The organism is Streptomyces sp. NPDC003016, from assembly GCF_053591455.1.
On record NZ_JBSFTV010000011.1, the window covers coordinates 115,203 to 131,063 of the forward strand.

15 protein-coding genes and 1 pseudogene are annotated in these 15,861 nt (G+C 73.1%); 9 read left to right on the forward strand and 7 right to left on the reverse strand.

Annotated features, from left to right (window positions below):
- Positions 1–25: 25 nt before the first annotated feature.
- The gene (locus tag ACWDZ4_RS12110; protein WP_451508292.1) at positions 26–1,492 is read left to right on the forward strand and encodes a nucleobase:cation symporter-2 family protein; all 1,467 of its coding nucleotides are present in this window, start codon (positions 26–28) and stop codon (positions 1,490–1,492) included.
- Between the two features lie 111 nt (positions 1,493–1,603).
- Here ACWDZ4_RS12110 and ACWDZ4_RS12115 read toward each other — a convergent pair whose 3' ends face one another.
- The gene (locus ACWDZ4_RS12115) at positions 1,604–2,326 is read right to left on the reverse strand and encodes a transcriptional regulator (RefSeq protein ID WP_451508293.1); all 723 of its coding nucleotides are present in this window, start codon (positions 2,324–2,326) and stop codon (positions 1,604–1,606) included.
- Positions 2,327–2,528: 202 nt separating this feature from the next.
- Between ACWDZ4_RS12115 and ACWDZ4_RS12120 the strand changes: the two are divergent.
- Both ACWDZ4_RS12120 and ACWDZ4_RS12125 read left to right on the forward strand, forming a co-directional pair.
- Positions 2,529–2,968: pseudogene (locus tag ACWDZ4_RS12120) on the forward strand (NAD-dependent DNA ligase LigA); the annotation flags it as partial.
- Between the two features lie 264 nt (positions 2,969–3,232).
- A complete protein-coding gene (locus ACWDZ4_RS12125) occupies positions 3,233–3,643 on the forward strand; it encodes a hypothetical protein (protein ID WP_451508294.1) in 411 nt (136 codons plus the stop codon).
- Between the two features lie 21 nt (positions 3,644–3,664).
- Here the strand turns inward: ACWDZ4_RS12125 and ACWDZ4_RS12130 are convergent, their stop codons facing one another.
- The 6 genes from ACWDZ4_RS12130 to ACWDZ4_RS12155 all read right to left on the reverse strand — a co-directional run bounded on the left by ACWDZ4_RS12130 (position 3,665) and on the right by ACWDZ4_RS12155 (position 10,958).
- On the reverse strand, positions 3,665–5,638 hold the full coding sequence (locus ACWDZ4_RS12130; RefSeq protein WP_451508295.1) for a M64 family metallopeptidase: 1,974 nt from the start codon (positions 5,636–5,638) through the stop codon (positions 3,665–3,667).
- A 65-nt stretch (positions 5,639–5,703) separates the two neighbouring features.
- Entirely contained in the window at positions 5,704–6,927 is a 1,224-nt protein-coding gene (locus tag ACWDZ4_RS12135; protein WP_451508360.1) for an anhydro-N-acetylmuramic acid kinase, read from the reverse strand.
- Between the two features lie 8 nt (positions 6,928–6,935).
- Entirely contained in the window at positions 6,936–8,258 is a 1,323-nt protein-coding gene (locus ACWDZ4_RS12140; RefSeq protein ID WP_451508296.1) for an MFS transporter, read from the reverse strand.
- Between the two features lie 152 nt (positions 8,259–8,410).
- Positions 8,411–9,202, reverse strand: a complete 792-nt coding sequence (locus ACWDZ4_RS12145; RefSeq protein WP_451508297.1) for a hypothetical protein — start codon at positions 9,200–9,202, stop codon at positions 8,411–8,413.
- Positions 9,202–10,485 carry a VWA domain-containing protein gene (locus ACWDZ4_RS12150; protein ID WP_451508298.1) on the reverse strand — a complete coding sequence of 428 codons (1,284 nt, stop codon included), beginning with the start codon at positions 10,483–10,485 and terminating at the stop codon, positions 9,202–9,204. The genes ACWDZ4_RS12145 and ACWDZ4_RS12150 overlap by 1 nt, the downstream gene beginning before the upstream one ends.
- 56 nt (positions 10,486–10,541) lie before the next feature.
- On the reverse strand, positions 10,542–10,958 hold the full coding sequence (locus tag ACWDZ4_RS12155) for a cupin domain-containing protein (protein WP_451508299.1): 417 nt from the start codon (positions 10,956–10,958) through the stop codon (positions 10,542–10,544).
- Between the two features lie 52 nt (positions 10,959–11,010).
- On the opposite strand from ACWDZ4_RS12155, the gene ACWDZ4_RS12160 reads away from it, so the two are divergent.
- From ACWDZ4_RS12160 to ACWDZ4_RS12185, 6 genes are all read left to right on the forward strand, one after another.
- Positions 11,011–12,045 (forward strand): GlxA family transcriptional regulator, encoded by a 1,035-nt coding sequence (locus tag ACWDZ4_RS12160; RefSeq protein WP_451508300.1) that lies wholly within the window; start codon positions 11,011–11,013, stop codon positions 12,043–12,045.
- A gap of 108 nt (positions 12,046–12,153) precedes the next feature.
- The gene (locus ACWDZ4_RS12165) at positions 12,154–13,056 is read left to right on the forward strand and encodes an ABC transporter substrate-binding protein (protein ID WP_451508301.1); all 903 of its coding nucleotides are present in this window, start codon (positions 12,154–12,156) and stop codon (positions 13,054–13,056) included.
- Positions 13,053–13,943, forward strand: a complete 891-nt coding sequence (locus ACWDZ4_RS12170; protein WP_451508302.1) for an amino acid ABC transporter permease — start codon at positions 13,053–13,055, stop codon at positions 13,941–13,943. The genes ACWDZ4_RS12165 and ACWDZ4_RS12170 overlap by 4 nt, the downstream gene beginning before the upstream one ends.
- A complete protein-coding gene (locus tag ACWDZ4_RS12175; protein WP_451508303.1) occupies positions 13,940–14,695 on the forward strand; it encodes an amino acid ABC transporter ATP-binding protein in 756 nt (251 codons plus the stop codon). The genes ACWDZ4_RS12170 and ACWDZ4_RS12175 overlap by 4 nt, the downstream gene beginning before the upstream one ends.
- A 25-nt stretch (positions 14,696–14,720) precedes the next feature.
- Positions 14,721–15,071, forward strand: a complete 351-nt coding sequence (locus ACWDZ4_RS12180) for an NACHT N-terminal helical domain 7-containing protein (RefSeq protein ID WP_451508304.1) — start codon at positions 14,721–14,723, stop codon at positions 15,069–15,071.
- A gap of 312 nt (positions 15,072–15,383) precedes the next feature.
- Complete coding sequence (locus tag ACWDZ4_RS12185) at positions 15,384–15,836, forward strand: YchJ family protein (RefSeq protein WP_451508305.1); 453 nt, start codon at positions 15,384–15,386, stop codon at positions 15,834–15,836.
- Positions 15,837–15,861 lie beyond the last annotated feature (25 nt).

The following is a 15,861-nucleotide window of genomic DNA, read 5'->3' on the forward strand; positions in this document are numbered from 1 at the left end:
CCTACCTCGCGAAGGCAAGGCAGAGATGGCACGAGTCTCCCGACACTCCACCCGGCAGTCGTCCCGGCAGTCCGCCAGGGACCTCTCCCGGCAGCAGACCCACCCGGTGGACCGTCTGCTTCCGCTCCCCCAACTCACGCTCTACGGCTTCCAGCACGTCCTCGCGTTCTACGCGGCCGCGGTGATCGTCCCGATCCTCCTCGGAAACGCCATGGGCCTGTCCCGGCCGGAGCTCGTCTACCTGATCAACGCGGACCTGCTGACCTGCGGTGTCGCCTCGATCATCCAGGCACTCGGCGTCTGGAAGATCGGCGCGAGACTGCCGCTGGTCCAGGGCGTCACCTTCACCGCGGTCTCTCCCATGATCGCCATCGGCCTGGGTGCCGGCGGCGGCACGGCCGGGCTGCTCGTCGTCTACGGCGCGGTGATCACGGCCGGCATCGCGACGTTCCTCTTCGCGCCGTTCTTCAGCAGGCTGGTGAAGTACTTCCCGCCGGTCGTCATCGGCACGATCCTCACCATCATCGGCCTCACCCTCATACCGGTGGGCCTCCAGGACGCGGCCGGCGGTGCCCGGCTGATCGGCGACCCGGCGTACGGCGATCCCAAGAACCTCGCGTACGCGCTCGGCACGCTCCTGTTCATCCTGGCCCTGGTCCGCGTCGGCAAGCCGTTCCTGAGCAGCCTCGCCGTGCTGCTGGGACTGGTCGGCGGAACGGCCGTCGCCTGGTTCCTCGGAGACGTGCACTTCGGTGCGGTGGCGCAGGCCGACTGGCTCGGCGTCAGTACGCCGTTCCACTACGGCATGCCGAGGTTCGAGCTGCTGCCGATCGTCGCCATGACCGTCGTCATGCTGATCACGATGGTGGAGACCACCGGTGACGTGTACGCCATCGGGGAGATCACCCGCAAGAAGGTCGACGGCGACACGGTGGCCAGGGCCCTGCGTGCCGACGGTGTCGCGACCGTTCTCGGGGGCGTCCTCAACTCGTTCCCGTACGTGGCGTTCGCCGAGAACATCGGCCTGGTACGGATGTCCAGGGTGATGAGCCGGTACGTCGTGGTCGCGGCCGGCGTCTTCATGATCGTCCTGGGGCTGCTGCCGAAGGCGGGCAGCCTGGTCGCCGCGATCCCGCCGCCGGTGCTCGGCGGAGCGGCGATCTCGATGTTCGGCATGGTCGCCGCGGTCGGCATCCAGATCCTGGGAAAGGTGGACCTGCGGGAGGAGCGCAACGCGCTGATCCTGGCCGTCGGCCTGGGCGCCGCCATGCTGCCCACCACGGTGCCGACGTTCTTCGACCGGCTGCCGGACGATGTGCAGGCGGTCCTCGACAGCGGGATCACGCTGGGCGGTCTCACCGCCATCACGCTGAACCTGTTCTTCAACGTCTTCACGCGCCGCAAGGTGATGGAGATCGACTGGGCGGACCTGGAAGACACGGAGGACGCCGACGGCCCTGCGGGGCCCTGTACCGGCGCCGCCGTGCGCTGAGCCGCGCGCCTTCGGTCGCGGGCCGGAAGGGGCGCCGTGCCTCACCGGCCCGCGACCGGCGTACCGGCGTACCGGCGTACCGGCGTACCGGGCCGACTCGGCCGGGCGGATTCAGCGGACCACCGCGTTGAACGGCGGCACCTCACCCGCCTCGCCGATCAGCTCCCAGAAGTGGTCGACCAGCCGGCGCAGGTACGCGGCGCGCTCGGCCGCGATCTCCTTGAGCCTGGCGTCGTCGTTGCGCGCCACCAGGTGTCCCATGTAGCGCTCGGAGAACGCGGCGAACTCCGCGTGCATCTCCCGCAGCGCGTCGCCCACCAGGGTCTCGTCGACGCAGACGATCTCCGCCACCGGTGCCACGTGCACCTTCCACCGGCCCTCGATGGCCGAACGCAGGTGCTCGGCCAGTTCGCCGACCCGTCCCATGATGCCGATCAGCTTCCGCAGGGAGAGCCCCAGTGCGTCCACCAGAGCCCTGGTCTGCCGCGGATCGCCGTCCCAGCGCTGCGCCGCCTCGGCGGCCCGGTAGGCGGCCGCGTCCATGCCGATCCGGTACGCCAGCCGCTCCACGCTCAGCAGTTTGGCCAGCCGGTGCTCGGCGAGGGTGTGTGGTTCGATGCCCATCAGCGTGGTCGTGGTGCACCACAGGACATCGGCCAGCGCGAAGAGCTGCGGCTCCGAAGGCACATGGGTGCCCTGCTCCCAGCCGGCTATCAGGTCGGGGTGGGCGGGGGCTCCGCACGCGGCCATGGCGTGGGCGACCTGAGTCGTGGTCAGGCCCATCCGGGCGCGCGCGGCTCTGGCTTCTGCGGGGGAAAACGGAGTGCTGTACACAGACGAGACACCTCGCTGCACCCGGCAGGCTGTGGGCGCTTGGGGGAGACGGACGGGTGGACGAACATCCAGGAGCGGGCAGATTAACAGAAGATCCAATGGTGTGAACCGCCGAGTGGCCTTCGATATGAAGGTGTGCGTACGCACAGCCCCCCAGCCGTCACCGCGTACGTCAAGGGCGTTGTCAGCGGTGGGAGGCAGGATGAAGGACATGACGAACACCTCTGCCGTTCTCGTGCACTCCGCCGCGTACGCCGAGGCGGTCCAGACCGCGACCCGTGCGGCCGCCGCCTCTTGCGCCCAGGGGGCGACAGCGCTCCGGGCGACGACGCGTACGACCGGCCGGTTCGGCTGATCGAGGCGTACGAGCCGGCGCATCCGGACGAAGTGCTGCCGCACTCCCCGACCGGGAAGGTGGCCGGTGGCGCCGCCGCCGGGGACGTGCCGCACACCGCGGCGATGCTGTCGCTGGACAACGTGTTCTCCGCCGAGCAGTTCGCCGGCTGGACGGCCTCGCTGGAACGCGGACTCGGCCGGCCGGTGGAGCGGTGGAGCGCCGAGCCGGAACTCGACGGCCCCGCCGTCGCCGCCCGCTACCGGCACGGCAGACTCGTCCGGCTCATCACGCGCGGGGATTCATCCGGTCCGTGACCAAGGGGTGCACCAGCCGGCGGAAACTGCCCCTCGTCGTGGCCGCCGACGCGGTCTCCCGGTTCGTCGCGCAGAAGGAGAACCGCCGGCACGTCTCGCTCGCGGGCCAGCCCATGTCGTACGTGGGGATGGGCAGCCTCGTCACGCTGGCGGGTGCTTCGTGCGCCGAGGAGGGGGGGTCCCGCACCCCTGCTGGGGGCGGGAACGCCACTGGACGCGTTCTGCGCGGGATACGGGAATCTCCGTACGGAACTCGTGAAGACGCTTCCCGCCGAGGAGTCGCCCCGGACGCCGTGGCCGGCCGAGCGCACCGGAACCACCTACGACGTGGCGGGGCTGCTCGTCGAGGCCGTTTCCACGCTGCACGAGCAGCTGGGCACGCCGTCCAAGGAGGTGGACACGCCGTCCAAGGGGGTGGAGACGCCGTCCAAGGGGATGGCGCCGCACCGGGCGGCGGTCGCCCAGCAGCTCCGGGAAGCCACCTTCCAGGGCGCGACCGGGAAGATCGACTTCCGGACCTCGCACATCGGCAACGAGCGCAACCTCGCGGTCCTGCGGGTCTCCGACCTCCACGACCTGGACGCCGCGCCCACGTGCGCGTACAGGAAGGGCGGCCGCTTCGACCCCCAGCAGCCGCGCGACCCGGACACCGGCTGCCCCGAGTAGGCGCGGTCCGGCGCCCGCCGCTCAGTGCCCGCCCCGGTGGAGCCCGCCCCCCGGGCCCGGCGGCACCAGCGTCACGCGGAACGCCTTCGCCGCGCCGGTGTTGCCCGCCGCGTCGATCGTCCGGTACTCGACCGTGTGCGAGCCGTACTCCGGTGTCGCGTCGTCCCACGGCACGGCACGCGGCGTGCCGAGCTTGCCGTAGACCAGGCCGTCGACGACCGTGCCGCCGGGCGTGAACCGGAACGGCGCGTCCGCGTCGGTCGGCCAGCCGAAGTAGGTGTACCAGCCGTCGCCGTCGACCCGGAACTGCGTGACCACGTACCCGTCCTGGTCGTCGCGGGCGGTCAGCTTCATCGTGAACGGACCGTCGTGGACGTACTCGACCGGCTTTCCGGTCCGCCGCACCGTGCGCAGCGGCTCGGACAGCTCGTACGCCGCCTTCGCGGGCGTCGCGTCGACCGTCCAGGCCAGCGTCCGGTCCGTACCGGCGATACGGGCCTCCAGGGTGTGGCCGCCGCCGCGCAGCGCCAGCGCGCCCAGGTCGAGGTCGCGGTCGTTGCCGGGGTTGGGGACCGGGCGCCCGTCCAGCGCCCACCGCACCCGCGGGGCGCGGCCCGTGGGGTGCGTGGTGTCGGCGTACACGACCGACCCGGCGCCCACCGGGGCAGCGGTGCCGGTGTGCCCGGTGAACTCCGGCGCGACGGAGGACGGCCGGGTGGTGACGGACGGGTCCACCGTCCAGGTGACGGTGCGCGTCAGCGCCGCCGAGGCGCGGACCTCCGGATCCCGTACGAAGGGGGTCGGGTCGGAGACGGTCGCCGTGAGGGTGTGGCTGCGGCCCCCGGAAAGGCCGAGGCGCCGCAGATCGAGGCTGCGCGCCCCCGCCGTGCCTGTGCCCGTGTACGTGCCTGTGTGCGTACCCGTGCCTCCCACCTTCCGGCCGTCCAGCCGCCACACCGTCTCCAGTTCCCCGCCGACCGGGTGCAGCGTGTCGACCCACACCGTCCGGTCGTCGCCGATCGCCGTGTCGTTCGGGGTGTGGCCCTGTACGAGGTTCACCTTGGCGGAGATCGCCTGCGTCATCACCTCGCGCTGCACCTGGTCGAAGGCGTAGCCGAGGGTCTTCATCATCGAGTGCCTGCTCGGCCGCCAGACCCCCTTCGTCCGGTACACGCCGCCCTCGTGGCGCCCGATGACACCGCCCGAGTCGCTGCGCTCACCGAGCCAGCGCCACCACTTCCGCCGTTCGGCGCGCATCTCCTCCTCGGTGAGGAGCGTGTGGTGCGCGGAGCCCGGCTCGCCGCCCTCGTGCGTGCCGCCGGGGACGCCGCGCGCGTAGTAGTCGTACTCGTCCTGGAGCTTGCCCAGCGAGTGGCCGATCTCGTGCGGGGTGATCAGCGAGGACAGCGCGTTGCCGCCGGACGCGGTGGCGAAGGCGCCCCCCGCGCCGCCGTACGTGGTGCTGTTGGCGAGCCCGACGATCTGCCGGTTGGAGCTCTTCGAACCGGGGACCAGATCGGCCAGGGCCGTCGCCGCCGCCGCGTCCATGGACACCAGCCGCTGCACGCCGGCCGGGTCGCAGCCGCCCCAGAAGCCCATGTTCAGCGGGGTGTCACGGCGTGGCGCGTCCAGGCCGGGATCGCAGTCGACGCCCGACTCGGCGGACGGGACCTCCACCGCCCAGACGTTGACGTACGAACGGTAGGAGGCGAACGGTTCCATGCTCCACAGCACATTGAGGTGCTTGTCGACGTCGGCCCGGAAACCGGGCATGTCACCGGCGGTGTAACCGTCGCCGAGGATCACGAGGTTGAAGCGCCGCTCGGCCGGGCCGGTCTGCTGGACGGGCACCACCTCGGCGTCCGCCGTCGCCGGATGCGGCGCCGCTCCCCGGGCGGCCGTCGTCGCGGAGGCGGACGGTGTGGTCCCCACGGCGCAGGCGGCGAGGAGAGCCCCCGCCGCCGCCAGGAGCACGGGTCTGTTCAGGAGTCTCATGGTGGTGCACCCTCCGTCTGCCGTACGACTGGTGATCACGCGGTGGCGGGAGCGTACGGGTGCGGTCAACACGGCGTAAAGGGCGCCGAGTCGACCCTGGGGGAGACGGCGAGCCGCACGGGCGCCGCCGTCACCGGTTCCGGCAGGCGCAGGCCGGGCCCACCGGGCGTGAGGGAGCCGAGGACGCTCGGGCGGCGGGCGCCGGTGCACGAAGGGACCGTGCCGGGCAGGCCGTGCGCGGTCAGCCAGCCCAGAACGGCGAAGGCGTACGCCTCCTTGGCGGCCGGCACCAGCCCGAGCTCGTCCGACGTCCGCAGTACCGCGCCGGCCCCACCGCCACCGCCGAGCTCCTCGCGCAGCCACGCCATCAGCACCGGGTTGCGGGTGCCGCCCCCCGACGCGATCACCTCGGTCGCCCCGAAGGGCCGGACGGCGTCGGCGACGGTCCGTGCCGTGAGCCGGGTCAGGGTCGCGACGACGTCCTCGGCGGGCAGCGAACCGAAACCGGCCAGCGCGGCGCGCAGATAGGGCAGATGGAACAGCTCCTTGCCCGTCGTCTTCGGCGCCGGCCCGGCGTAGTACGGCTCCTCCAGCAGCCGTCGCAGCAGCGGCGGACAGACGCTGCCCCGGGCGGCGAGGGCGCCGTCCCGGTCGAAGGGGTACGCCGTCCCGCCGCCCGCCAGGTCCCGCACCGCCGCGTCGATCAGCGCGTTGGCGGGCCCGGTGTCGAAGGCCAGCGGTTCGCCCGAACCGCCGTCGGCGACAGTGACGTTGGCGATGCCGCCGAGGTTCAGCGCCACCGGGGCTCCCGGCCGCCCGCGCAGCCACATGACATCGACGACGCTCACCAGCGGCGCGCCCTGCCCTCCGGCGGCGACGTCGCGCGGACGGAAGCCGGAGACGACGGGGCGGGCCGTGGCCTCGGCGATCCAGGCGGGCTCACCGATCTGGAGCGTCCCGTGCACCCGGCCGCCCTCGGCCCAGTGGTAGACGGTCTGCCCGTGCGAGGCGATCAGGTCGGCCCGCCCGTCGCACAGTTCACGGTCGGCCCGGACCGCCGCGCCGGCGAAGGCCCGCCCGATACGGGTGTCGAGCCGGCACACGGCGGCCAGGGTGGTCCCGGCGGGCGGCAGCGCCCCGGCCAGCTCCGCCCGCAGATCGTCGTCGTACACCTCACTGATCATGCCCAGCGGGGTGAGCACCAGGGTGTCCCCGTCGAGGGCGAGGTCGGCGGCGGTGGCGTCGATGGCGTCGTAGGACGTGCCGGACATCAGACCGACGACCCGCATGCCGCCGCTCACCGCAGCGCCCGCCTGTGGTCGTCGCCGCGCAGCGTCAGCAGGGCCAGCACGCTGACCGCGCAGGTCACCGCCGCGTAGTAGGCGGGGATGTCGACGTCACCGGTCCGCTTCACGGCCTCGGTGACGATGAGCCCCGCGCAGCCCGAGAGCACGGCATTGGACAGCGAGTACGCCAGGCCGAGACCCGTACAGCGCACCGTGGTCGGGAACATCTCGGCCAGCATGGCCGGCCCCGGACCCGCCATCAGCCCGACGGCGGCCCCCGCGCCGAACAGCGCCGCCCCCTTCGCGTACGTCGACGCGCCCGGGTCCTGCACCAGGTTCAGCAGCGGCAGCGCGAGCACGGCGACCAGCAGCGCCCCGGCCAGCATCACCGTCCGCCGCCCCACCCGGTCGCTGACCGTGCCCGCCGGCAGGATCGACGCCGCGAACCCGAGGTTGGCCAGGACGGTGGCGATCAGCGCCTGCTGGAACGTCGCGTCCAGCGTGCTCTGGAGGTACGAGGGCAGGACGACCAGGAAGGTGTAACCGGCCGCGGACCAGCCCATCAGCCGCCCGGCGCCCAGCGCGATCGCCCTGGCCGTCTCGCCGGCGGGCGGCGGCCGCACGGGCACGTTCTTCTCGGCGACCGCCGACGCGAAGGCGGGTGTCTCGTCCAGGCGCAGCCGCAGCCACAGCGCGACGAGCCCGAGCGGCAGCGTCAGCAGGAAGGGCACCCGCCACCCCCACCCGGTCAGCTGCGACCCGCTCAGGACGGTCGCCAGGAGCGCCGCCGTTCCGGCGCCCCCGAGCAGGCCGAGCGCCACGGTGAACGACTGCCACGCTCCGTACCGGCCCCGCCGCCCGGGTGGCGCGAACTCCGTCATGACCGACACCGCGCCGCCGAACTCCCCGCCCGCCGACAGCCCTTGCAGGACCCGCAGCAGGGTCAGCAGCCACGGCGCGGCCGCGCCGATGGAGGCGTACGTCGGCAACACGCCGATCAGCGCCGTCGCCCCGGTCATCAGGCAGATCACCAGGATCAGCGTGGGCCGCCGGCCGATCCTGTCCCCGACCCGCCCGAAGACCGCGGCGCCGACCGGGCGGAAGAAGAAGGCCAGGGCGAAGGACGCGTACGTCTTGACGAGCCCCTCGACGTCGCTGCCGCCCTCGGGGGTGAAGAAGTGCGCGGCGATGATGGTGGCGAAGTAGCCGTAGACGCCGAACTCGTACCACTCGACGAAGTTGCCGACGGACCCCGCCACCAGCGCTCGGCGCGAGCGGGCCGGCCGGGCGGCTGCCACGGGGACGGGAGCTGGACCATGGACGGGGGTGGTCATGGGGAAAGGGTGCTGACCGGACAGCCGCACCACAAGTACCGTGCGCCCGCTGTCACCTGAGTGACCTGCCCGTGTACGGCAGCCGGCCCCGTCCCGCGGAGGCGGGGCGGGGCCGGCTGTCCGACGCCGGCTCGGATGCGGCGCGCGGGCGCTCAGACGCCCGGCGGAACCCGTGAGGGGCGGCCGGAGCCGCGCGTCACGTGGTACCCGGCGATGGCCGCGGCCGCCCCGAGGACGCCCCCGCCCACCGTCCACAGCCAGCGCGAGGACCACCACCCCGACGAGAACTCCTCGCCGGCGGCCTCCGCCACCTCCGCGCCGGACGCGCCGGGCACCAGCGGGACCGACAGCGCGCCGTCCACCGCCCGCGAGCCGCCCGCGTCCGCCGTCGTCGCCACGACCCCCGCGTGCACCGGCAGACCGAGGTCCTCCTGGGGCAGGCCGACGGCCGTCAGCCGTACGTAGTAGCTCCCCGGCAGCGGATCATTGGCCCACGGTTCCGCCCACGCCCTGACCGTGCGCAGGGTGCAGGAGAGGCCGACCGAGGCGGCGTCCTGCGGTGCCGTCCTGGTCTGGCTGCCGTGGACACAGGCCTGGCGCCGGCGCAGTCCGTCGTAGACGTCGAGCTGCCAGGTGACCGCGCCGTGCCGGGCGGCGGCCTCCGGCAGCTTCACCGTGGCCTTCACGGTGGCGGTACGCCCCGCGTCGGCGTCGAAGGTCCAGTACAGGTAGTCACCGGTGGACGCGTCGGCGGTGGCCCGCTGGTCCTGCCGGATCTTCGTCGCCGTACGGAAGGCGGTGCCCGCCTCGGTCGGCGCGGCCTCCTCCCCGTCCCGGCCGGTGCCCGGCGAGGGCGCCGGGTCCGCGAGGACGGGAGCGGCCGCAGCGAAGAGCGCGGCGCCCGCCAGTACGGCCCCGGCCAGCACACGTGTGGTCGTACGCATCAGTTGGTCCTCCATACGGCGAAGCGCCGGCGCGAGATCCAGCCCCAGAGGAGACCGGCGAGCAGGCCGGTCAGAGCGAGTACGCCGAGCAGCCACCAGCCGTGCCCGAGGCCGAAGGACGCGACGTCCGACGCCTCGCCGGGCCCGTCCACCAGGTCGATGGTCAGCTCGACGGGCAGGCCCGGTGCGGTCGTGACGGACGCGGGAGCGGAGAAGGAGTTGCTGACCTGGAGGCACACGCTCTCCGCCGCCGGCTTGACGCCCTCCGCCGTGTCGTCGTCCAGCGGGGCCTTCGGATAGCGCAGCCCGGTCGAGATCACGTCCGTACGGCCGTCACCCGCCTCCGCACCGCGCACGATCTCCCTGCCGTGCCGGGTCACCGCCCGCAGGAGCACGCCGTAGTCGCGGTCGACGGCGCGGTCGGCGCCGATGCTGACCGAGGCCCGCAGCTCCTGTCCCGGCAGTACGTCGACCCGGTACCAGCGGTGCTCGGAGAACTTCTCGCGGTCGGTGTAGAGGCCGGCCCGGAGCAGCGGCGCGTCCGCGCACGCGGCCGCGCCCTCGGTCGCCACGGGAGTGACGGCGGGCTCGGCGGCGCGGTCCACCAACTGCTTGACGCGGCCCGACAGTTCGTCGGTGTGCTGTACGGCGGTGTACGTACCGCCGGTGGCCTCCGCGATGCACGTCAGCTGTTGCCGGATCTTCGCGTTCGGGACCAGACCGAGCGTGTCGACGACCAGGTGGGTGCCCTTCGCGGCGATCTCGCGTGCGACCTCGCACGGGTCGAGGGGGCCGCAGGTGTCCTCGCCGTCGGTGATGAGCACGATCCTGCGGGTGCCGTCGCCGCCCTCCAGGTCGTCGGCCGCCCCGAGGAGGGCGGGGCCGATCGGCGTCCAGCCGGTGGGCGCGAGCGTGGCGACGGCGGTCTTCGCCTCGGTCCTGTCCAGCGGGCCGACCGGGTACAGCTGCCTGGTGTCCTTGCAGCCGGTCTTGCGGTCGTCGCCGGGGTAGTCGGCGCCGAGCGTGCGTATGCCGAGCCGCACCTCGTCCGGCACCGCGTCCAGCACGTCGTTGAACGCCTGCTTCGCGGCGGCCATGCGGGACCGGCCGTCGATGTCCCTGGCCCGCATCGAGCCGCTGACGTCGAGGACCAGCTCGACCTTGGGCGCGTCCCGTGCGTCCGGTTCGTCGGCGGCAGCGGCGGTGCCGGCCGGAACGAGCCCGGCGGCCAGGGCGACGAGCAGGCCGAACGCCCCGGCCGTCAGCCGTTTTCTTGTGATCATCGCCGGATCCTATTGAAGATCGCCTCCGGCCCCCAAAACGCGGAAGAAGGGCTCCGTCAGAGCGCGTGGCCCGTGGTGGCGTCCACGTGCGCCGGGACGGGATCGTGGCGGTCGCCCACCGTGGACGTGCCCGTCGGCTCGAACAGCAGAAGCGACGCGCCGTCCGCCGAGGACGGCTTGTGCCAGGTGCCGCGCCGGACGACGTACACCGAGCCGGTGGGCAGGACCACGGACCGCTCCACGCCCTCGCCCTCGCTTTCGCGCAGCGCGATCGTCAGCTCGCCGTCCAGCACCTGGAAGAACTCGTCCGTGTCCTCGTGCACGTGCCAGACGTGCTCGCCCGCGACCTTGGCCACGCGTACGTCGTAGTCGTTCACGCGGGTCACGATGCGCGGGCTCCACAGCGCCTCGAAGGAGCCGAGGGCGCCGGCGAGCGAGGCGGGCTGCTGCTGGATCAGTTCGTTCGTGGTCATGGCCCCATCGTTCTCCCTGGCACCGGACCACCGTGAGTGCTAGGAATCGCACATGCCGCAAGAATCCTCGCAAGGGCCCGGGCGCACGCCCTCGCACGCGTCCTCGCGCGCCTCCTCGCCGCCGCGCCTCCACCGCGTCGTCGTGATCGTCGACGAGAACTCGAACCCCTTCGAACTCGGCTGCGCCACCGAGGTCTTCGGCCTGCGCAGGCCCGAACTCGGCCGCGACCTCTACGACTTCGCCCTCTGCTCCCCGGAACCCCGCACCCTCATGAGGGACGGGTTCTTCACGCTCACCGGAGTCGCGGACCTGGCGGCGGCCGACACCGCCGACACCCTGATCGTGCCCAACCGGCCGGACACCGGCGTGCCGCGCCGCCGGGACGTGCTCGACGCCGTCCGGCGGGCGCACGCCCGGGGGGCCCGGCTGGTGGGCTTCTGCAGCGGCGCCTTCACCCTGGCCGAGGCCGGCGTACTCGACGGACGCCGCGCCACCGCGCACTGGCAGTGGGCGGGCACGTTCCGGGAGCGCTTCCCGGCCGTCCGGTTCGAACCGGACGTACTGTTCGTCGACGACGGCGACATCCTCACCGCCGCCGGCAGCGCCGCCGCCCTCGACCTGGGGCTGTACCTGGTACGCCGCGACCACGGCGTGGAGGCCGCCGTCTCCGTGAGCCGCCGCCTCGTCTTCGCCGTCCACCGCGACGGCGGACAGCGCCAGTTCGTCGAGCACCCGGTCCCCTCCGCCACCGCTTCCGCCGACATCTCGCTCGGCCCGCTCCTGGACTGGGCCAGGGAGCGGCTCGGTACGCCGTTGACCGTCGCCGCCCTCGCCGCGCACGCGGCCGTCAGCCCGGCGACGCTCCACCGCAGGTTCCGCTCCCAGCTCGGCACCACACCCCTGGCCTGGCTCACCGCCGAGCGCGTCGCGCTGGCCTGCCGTCTGATGGAACGCGGCGATCCCGCCGTCGAGTCCGTGGCCCGGGCGAGCGGCCTCGGTACGGCCGCCAACCTGCGCACCCAGCTCCGCCGCCGCACCGGACTCACCCCCAGCGCCTACCGCGAGCGCTTCGCACCGGGTGCCTGAACCGGCCGGAATTCACGTCCCCGCAACACTGTGCGGAAACGTTCCAGGATGCGGACGTTTCCCCTTATGACGTGGACAGACGCCCTCGTCCGCTGCCACGCTCCCGCCATGCGCCCTGCCAGCAGCCTCCGTCGCCGCACGACCGCCCTCGCACCGTTCGCGACGCTCGTCGCCCTCACCGCCGCGGCCGTCGCGGCCGTCACCGGCTGCGCCCCGCAGCCCGAGTCCCCGGCCGCCGCCCCCGGCGCCACGGCGAGCTGTGCGCCCGGCAAGCTGGCCACCGAGGTACCCGGCAAGCTGACGATCGGCACCGACAAGCCCGCGTACGCGCCGTGGTTCGAGGACGACGACCCGGCCAACGGCAAGGGGTTCGAGTCGGCCGTCGCGCACGCCGTGGCGGAGAAGCTCGGCTACGGCAAGGACCGGGTGGTCTGGCAGACCGTGCCGTTCAACACCGCCTTCGCCCCCGGCGAGAAGAAGTTCGACTTCGACCTCAACCAGATCTCCATCAGCGACAGCCGCAAGAAGGCCGTCTCCTTCTCCTCCGGCTACTACGACGTCCGCCAGGCCGTCATCGCGCTCAAGTCCTCCGAGGCCGCGAAGGTCACGTCCCTGGCCGGCCTCGAGGACGTCAAGCTCGGCGCTCAGGTCGGTTCCACGAGCCTCGACGTCATCGGCGACGTCATCAGGCCGAAGCAGCGGCCCGCCGTCTTCCAGAAGAACGACTTCGCCAAGACGGCCCTCAAGAACGGCCAGGTCGAAGCGATCGTCCTCGACCTCCCCACCGCCTTCTACATCACCTCGGCCGAGGTGCCCGAAGCGGAGATCGTCGGCCGGCTGGAGAACAGCACCGGGGGCGCGGCCGAGCAGTTCGGTCTCGTACTCGACAAGGACAGCGAGCTCACGCCGTGCGTGACCGGCGCCGTGGACGCCCTGCGCGCGGACGGGACGCTCGCGGCGCTGGAGAAGCGGTGGCTGTCCGACGCGGCCGACGCTCCGGTGCTCAAGTGACCCTGGAGAAGGCCGTGACGACGGCGGAGGCGGAGCCGGACACGTACGTCCCCTCCGCCCGGCGCCTCGCACGCGAGCGCCACCAGCGCGCCCGCACCCGCCGCGCCACCGCCGTCGCGGCGTCGAGCACGCTCGTCACAGCCGCCGTCCTCTTCCTCGTCGTCACCCACTCGCCGGGCTGGCCGCGTACCCGCGAGACCTTCTTCAGCGCCGAGTACGCCCGCGAGGCGCTGCCCGAGGTCATCGACGGCCTGTGGCTCAACCTGCGGCTGCTCGTCGTCTGCGGCGCCGCCGTCCTCGTCATCGGCATGCTCCTCGCCGTGGCGCGCACCCTGCGCGGGCCGGTGTTCTTCCCGCTGCGCGCCCTGGCGGCGGCGTACACCGACTTCTTCCGCGGCCTACCGCTGATCATCTGTCTGCTGCTGGTCGTCTTCGGCGTACCCGCCCTGCGCCTGGCCGGTGTCACCACCGACCCGGTGCTGCTCGGCGGCGCGGCGCTCACGCTGACCTACTCGGCGTACGTCGCCGAGGTCTTCCGGGCCGGAATCGAGTCCGTCCACCCCTCCCAGCGCGCGGCGGCCCGCTCGCTCGGCCTCTCCAGCGGCCAGGCGCTGCGCTTCGTGGTGCTGCCCCAGGCCGTGCGCCGGGTGGTGCCGCCGCTGCTCAACGACCTGGTGTCGCTCCAGAAGGACACCGGGCTCGTCTCGATCGCGGGCGCCGTCGACGCCGTGTACGCGGCGCAGATCATCGCCAGCAAGGAGTTCAACTACACGCCGTACGTCGTCGCCGGACTCGTCTTCGTCGCGCTGACCATTCCGATGACGCGCTTCACCGACTGGGTGACGGCCCGCATGGACCGGCGGCGTGCCCAGGGAGGCACCACATGACCACCACCCCGGTTCTGCGACTGGAGAACGTACGCAAGACCTTCGGGCGCGACAGCGTCGTCCTGCGCGACGTGAACCTCGGCGTCGCCCCGCACACCGTGACCGCCCTCATCGGCGCGTCCGGATCCGGCAAGTCGACGCTCCTGCGCTGCGCGAACCTCCTGGAGGAGATCGACGACGGCGCGATCTTCCTCGACGGCGAGGACATCACCGACCCGAGGGCGGACGCGGACGCCGTACGCCGCCGCATCGGCGTCGTCTTCCAGGCGTACAACCTCTTCCCGCACATGACGGTGCTCGACAACATCACCCTCGCGCCGAGACGCGTGCACGGCACGACGCGCTCGGAGGCACAGGCACAGGCCCGCGAACTCCTCGACCGCCTCGGCCTCGCCGGCAAGGCCACCGCCTACCCCGACCGCCTCAGCGGCGGCCAGCAGCAACGCGTCGCCATCGCGCGCGCCCTCGCCGTACGCCCGCGCCTCCTCCTGCTCGACGAGATCACGGCGGCGCTCGACCCGGAGCTGGTGGGCGAGGTGCTCAACGTCGTACGGGACCTCAAGGGCGACGGCATGACGATGGTCCTCGCCACCCACGAGATGGGCTTCGCGCGCGAAGTCGCCGACCAGGTCTGCTTCCTGGACGGGGGAGTGGTGCTGGAACGCGGCACGCCGGAGCAGGTCTTCGGCGCCCCCCAGGAGGAACGCACCCGGCGCTTCCTCCGGCGGATTGTCGAAGCCGGACGCCTCTGACCGCTTCCGGTGGCAGACCGGAACGGTGCGGGCGCGACGACTTCCCAGGTACAGCGACGCGGTGGCGGTTCTCGGCGGCGACAGCGCCGCCCCGGCGGCGGCCGACCGGGCGCTCGGCGGGGCGCTGTCGCTGGCGACGGGCGGGGCGAGCGGCGTGGTGCTCGACCTGTTCGAGGCCCGGGGCGGGGTGCTCACGCTCGGGCGTGACCTGGCGGCGGGGCTGCGCGAGCGGCTGGGCTCCGCGGAGCGGGCGGACCGTACGGAACGGATCGCGGCGGCGCACGCGGTGCTCGTGGTCACGGCGCACTTCGAAGCGCTCGGCGAGCTCGAACTCCCCTTCCGTGTCGGCGGCACTGGAGCCGGGCGCCACCGCTGAGGACGCCGACGGCCTCCGGGCCTACGGGGAGCCGGCTGTCGAAGCCCTCCTGGGGCGGCGCGCTTTCGGCCGTGCCTGGATCTCTGGGTCCGGACCGGCACGTCGCACCGGGCGAGCGGGTGGTTCGCTGCCGCCGTCCGTCCGGTGCTGGACCGGCTGAACGACGACCGGCTGCGCGACGTGCCGCCGGAGCCCCCGGACCGGCTGCGCGACCTGATCGCCGCGCATGACCAGGGCTCGCCCGGCCCGCCCTGACCGGCGCCCCGCATCAGCGCCGCGAAGGGTCCCGCCGGGCCCAGGCACAATGGGGACATGTCCCGACGCAGTGCACGCGCCACGAGCCGCCACCCCCGGAGCCGGTCCCTCCCCGCGCCCCTCTCCGCCGCATCGCCCTGCCCCTGCGGCCTCCCCGCCGCCTACGGCGCGTGCTGCGGACGTTTTCACTCCGCCGCGGCCGCCGCGCCCACCGCCGAGCTCCTCATGCGCTCCCGCTACAGCGCCTTCGCCGTCCAGGACGCGGAGTACCTGCTGCGCTCGTGGCACCCCGGCACCAGGCCGCGGACCCTCGACCTCGACGCGGACACGCGCTGGCAGGGCCTGGACATCCTGGCGACCACGGAGGGCAGCGCCTTCCACACCACGGGAACGGTCACCTTCCGCGCCCACTACACCCACCAGGGCGAGCCCGGCGAACTCCACGAGCAGAGCCGCTTCGCCCGCCACGAGGGCGCGTGGGTCTACCTGGACGCGGTCTTCACGCGCTGAGACCGCGCCGGGACGGCCGGTCCCT

Bases quoted from the DNA above. Each gene is read 5' to 3' on its own strand.
- ACWDZ4_RS12150 (WP_451508298.1), bottom strand. From the start codon at position 10,485: ATGATCACAAGAAAACGGCTGACGGCCGGGGCGTTCGGCCTGCTCGTC.
- ACWDZ4_RS12165 (WP_451508301.1), top strand. From the start codon at position 12,154: ATGCGCCCTGCCAGCAGCCTCCGTCGCCGCACGACCGCCCTCGCACCG.
- ACWDZ4_RS12140 (WP_451508296.1), bottom strand. From the start codon at position 8,258: ATGACCACCCCCGTCCATGGTCCAGCTCCCGTCCCCGTGGCAGCCGCC.
- ACWDZ4_RS12155 (WP_451508299.1), bottom strand. From the start codon at position 10,958: ATGACCACGAACGAACTGATCCAGCAGCAGCCCGCCTCGCTCGCCGGC.
- ACWDZ4_RS12110 (WP_451508292.1), top strand. From the start codon at position 26: ATGGCACGAGTCTCCCGACACTCCACCCGGCAGTCGTCCCGGCAGTCC.
- ACWDZ4_RS12145 (WP_451508297.1), bottom strand. From the start codon at position 9,202: ATGCGTACGACCACACGTGTGCTGGCCGGGGCCGTACTGGCGGGCGCC.
- ACWDZ4_RS12135 (WP_451508360.1), bottom strand. From the start codon at position 6,927: ATGCGGGTCGTCGGTCTGATGTCCGGCACGTCCTACGACGCCATCGAC.
- ACWDZ4_RS12160 (WP_451508300.1), top strand. From the start codon at position 11,011: ATGCCGCAAGAATCCTCGCAAGGGCCCGGGCGCACGCCCTCGCACGCG.
- ACWDZ4_RS12175 (WP_451508303.1), top strand. From the start codon at position 13,940: ATGACCACCACCCCGGTTCTGCGACTGGAGAACGTACGCAAGACCTTC.
- ACWDZ4_RS12185 (WP_451508305.1), top strand. From the start codon at position 15,384: ATGTCCCGACGCAGTGCACGCGCCACGAGCCGCCACCCCCGGAGCCGG.
- ACWDZ4_RS12130 (WP_451508295.1), bottom strand. From the start codon at position 5,638: ATGAGACTCCTGAACAGACCCGTGCTCCTGGCGGCGGCGGGGGCTCTC.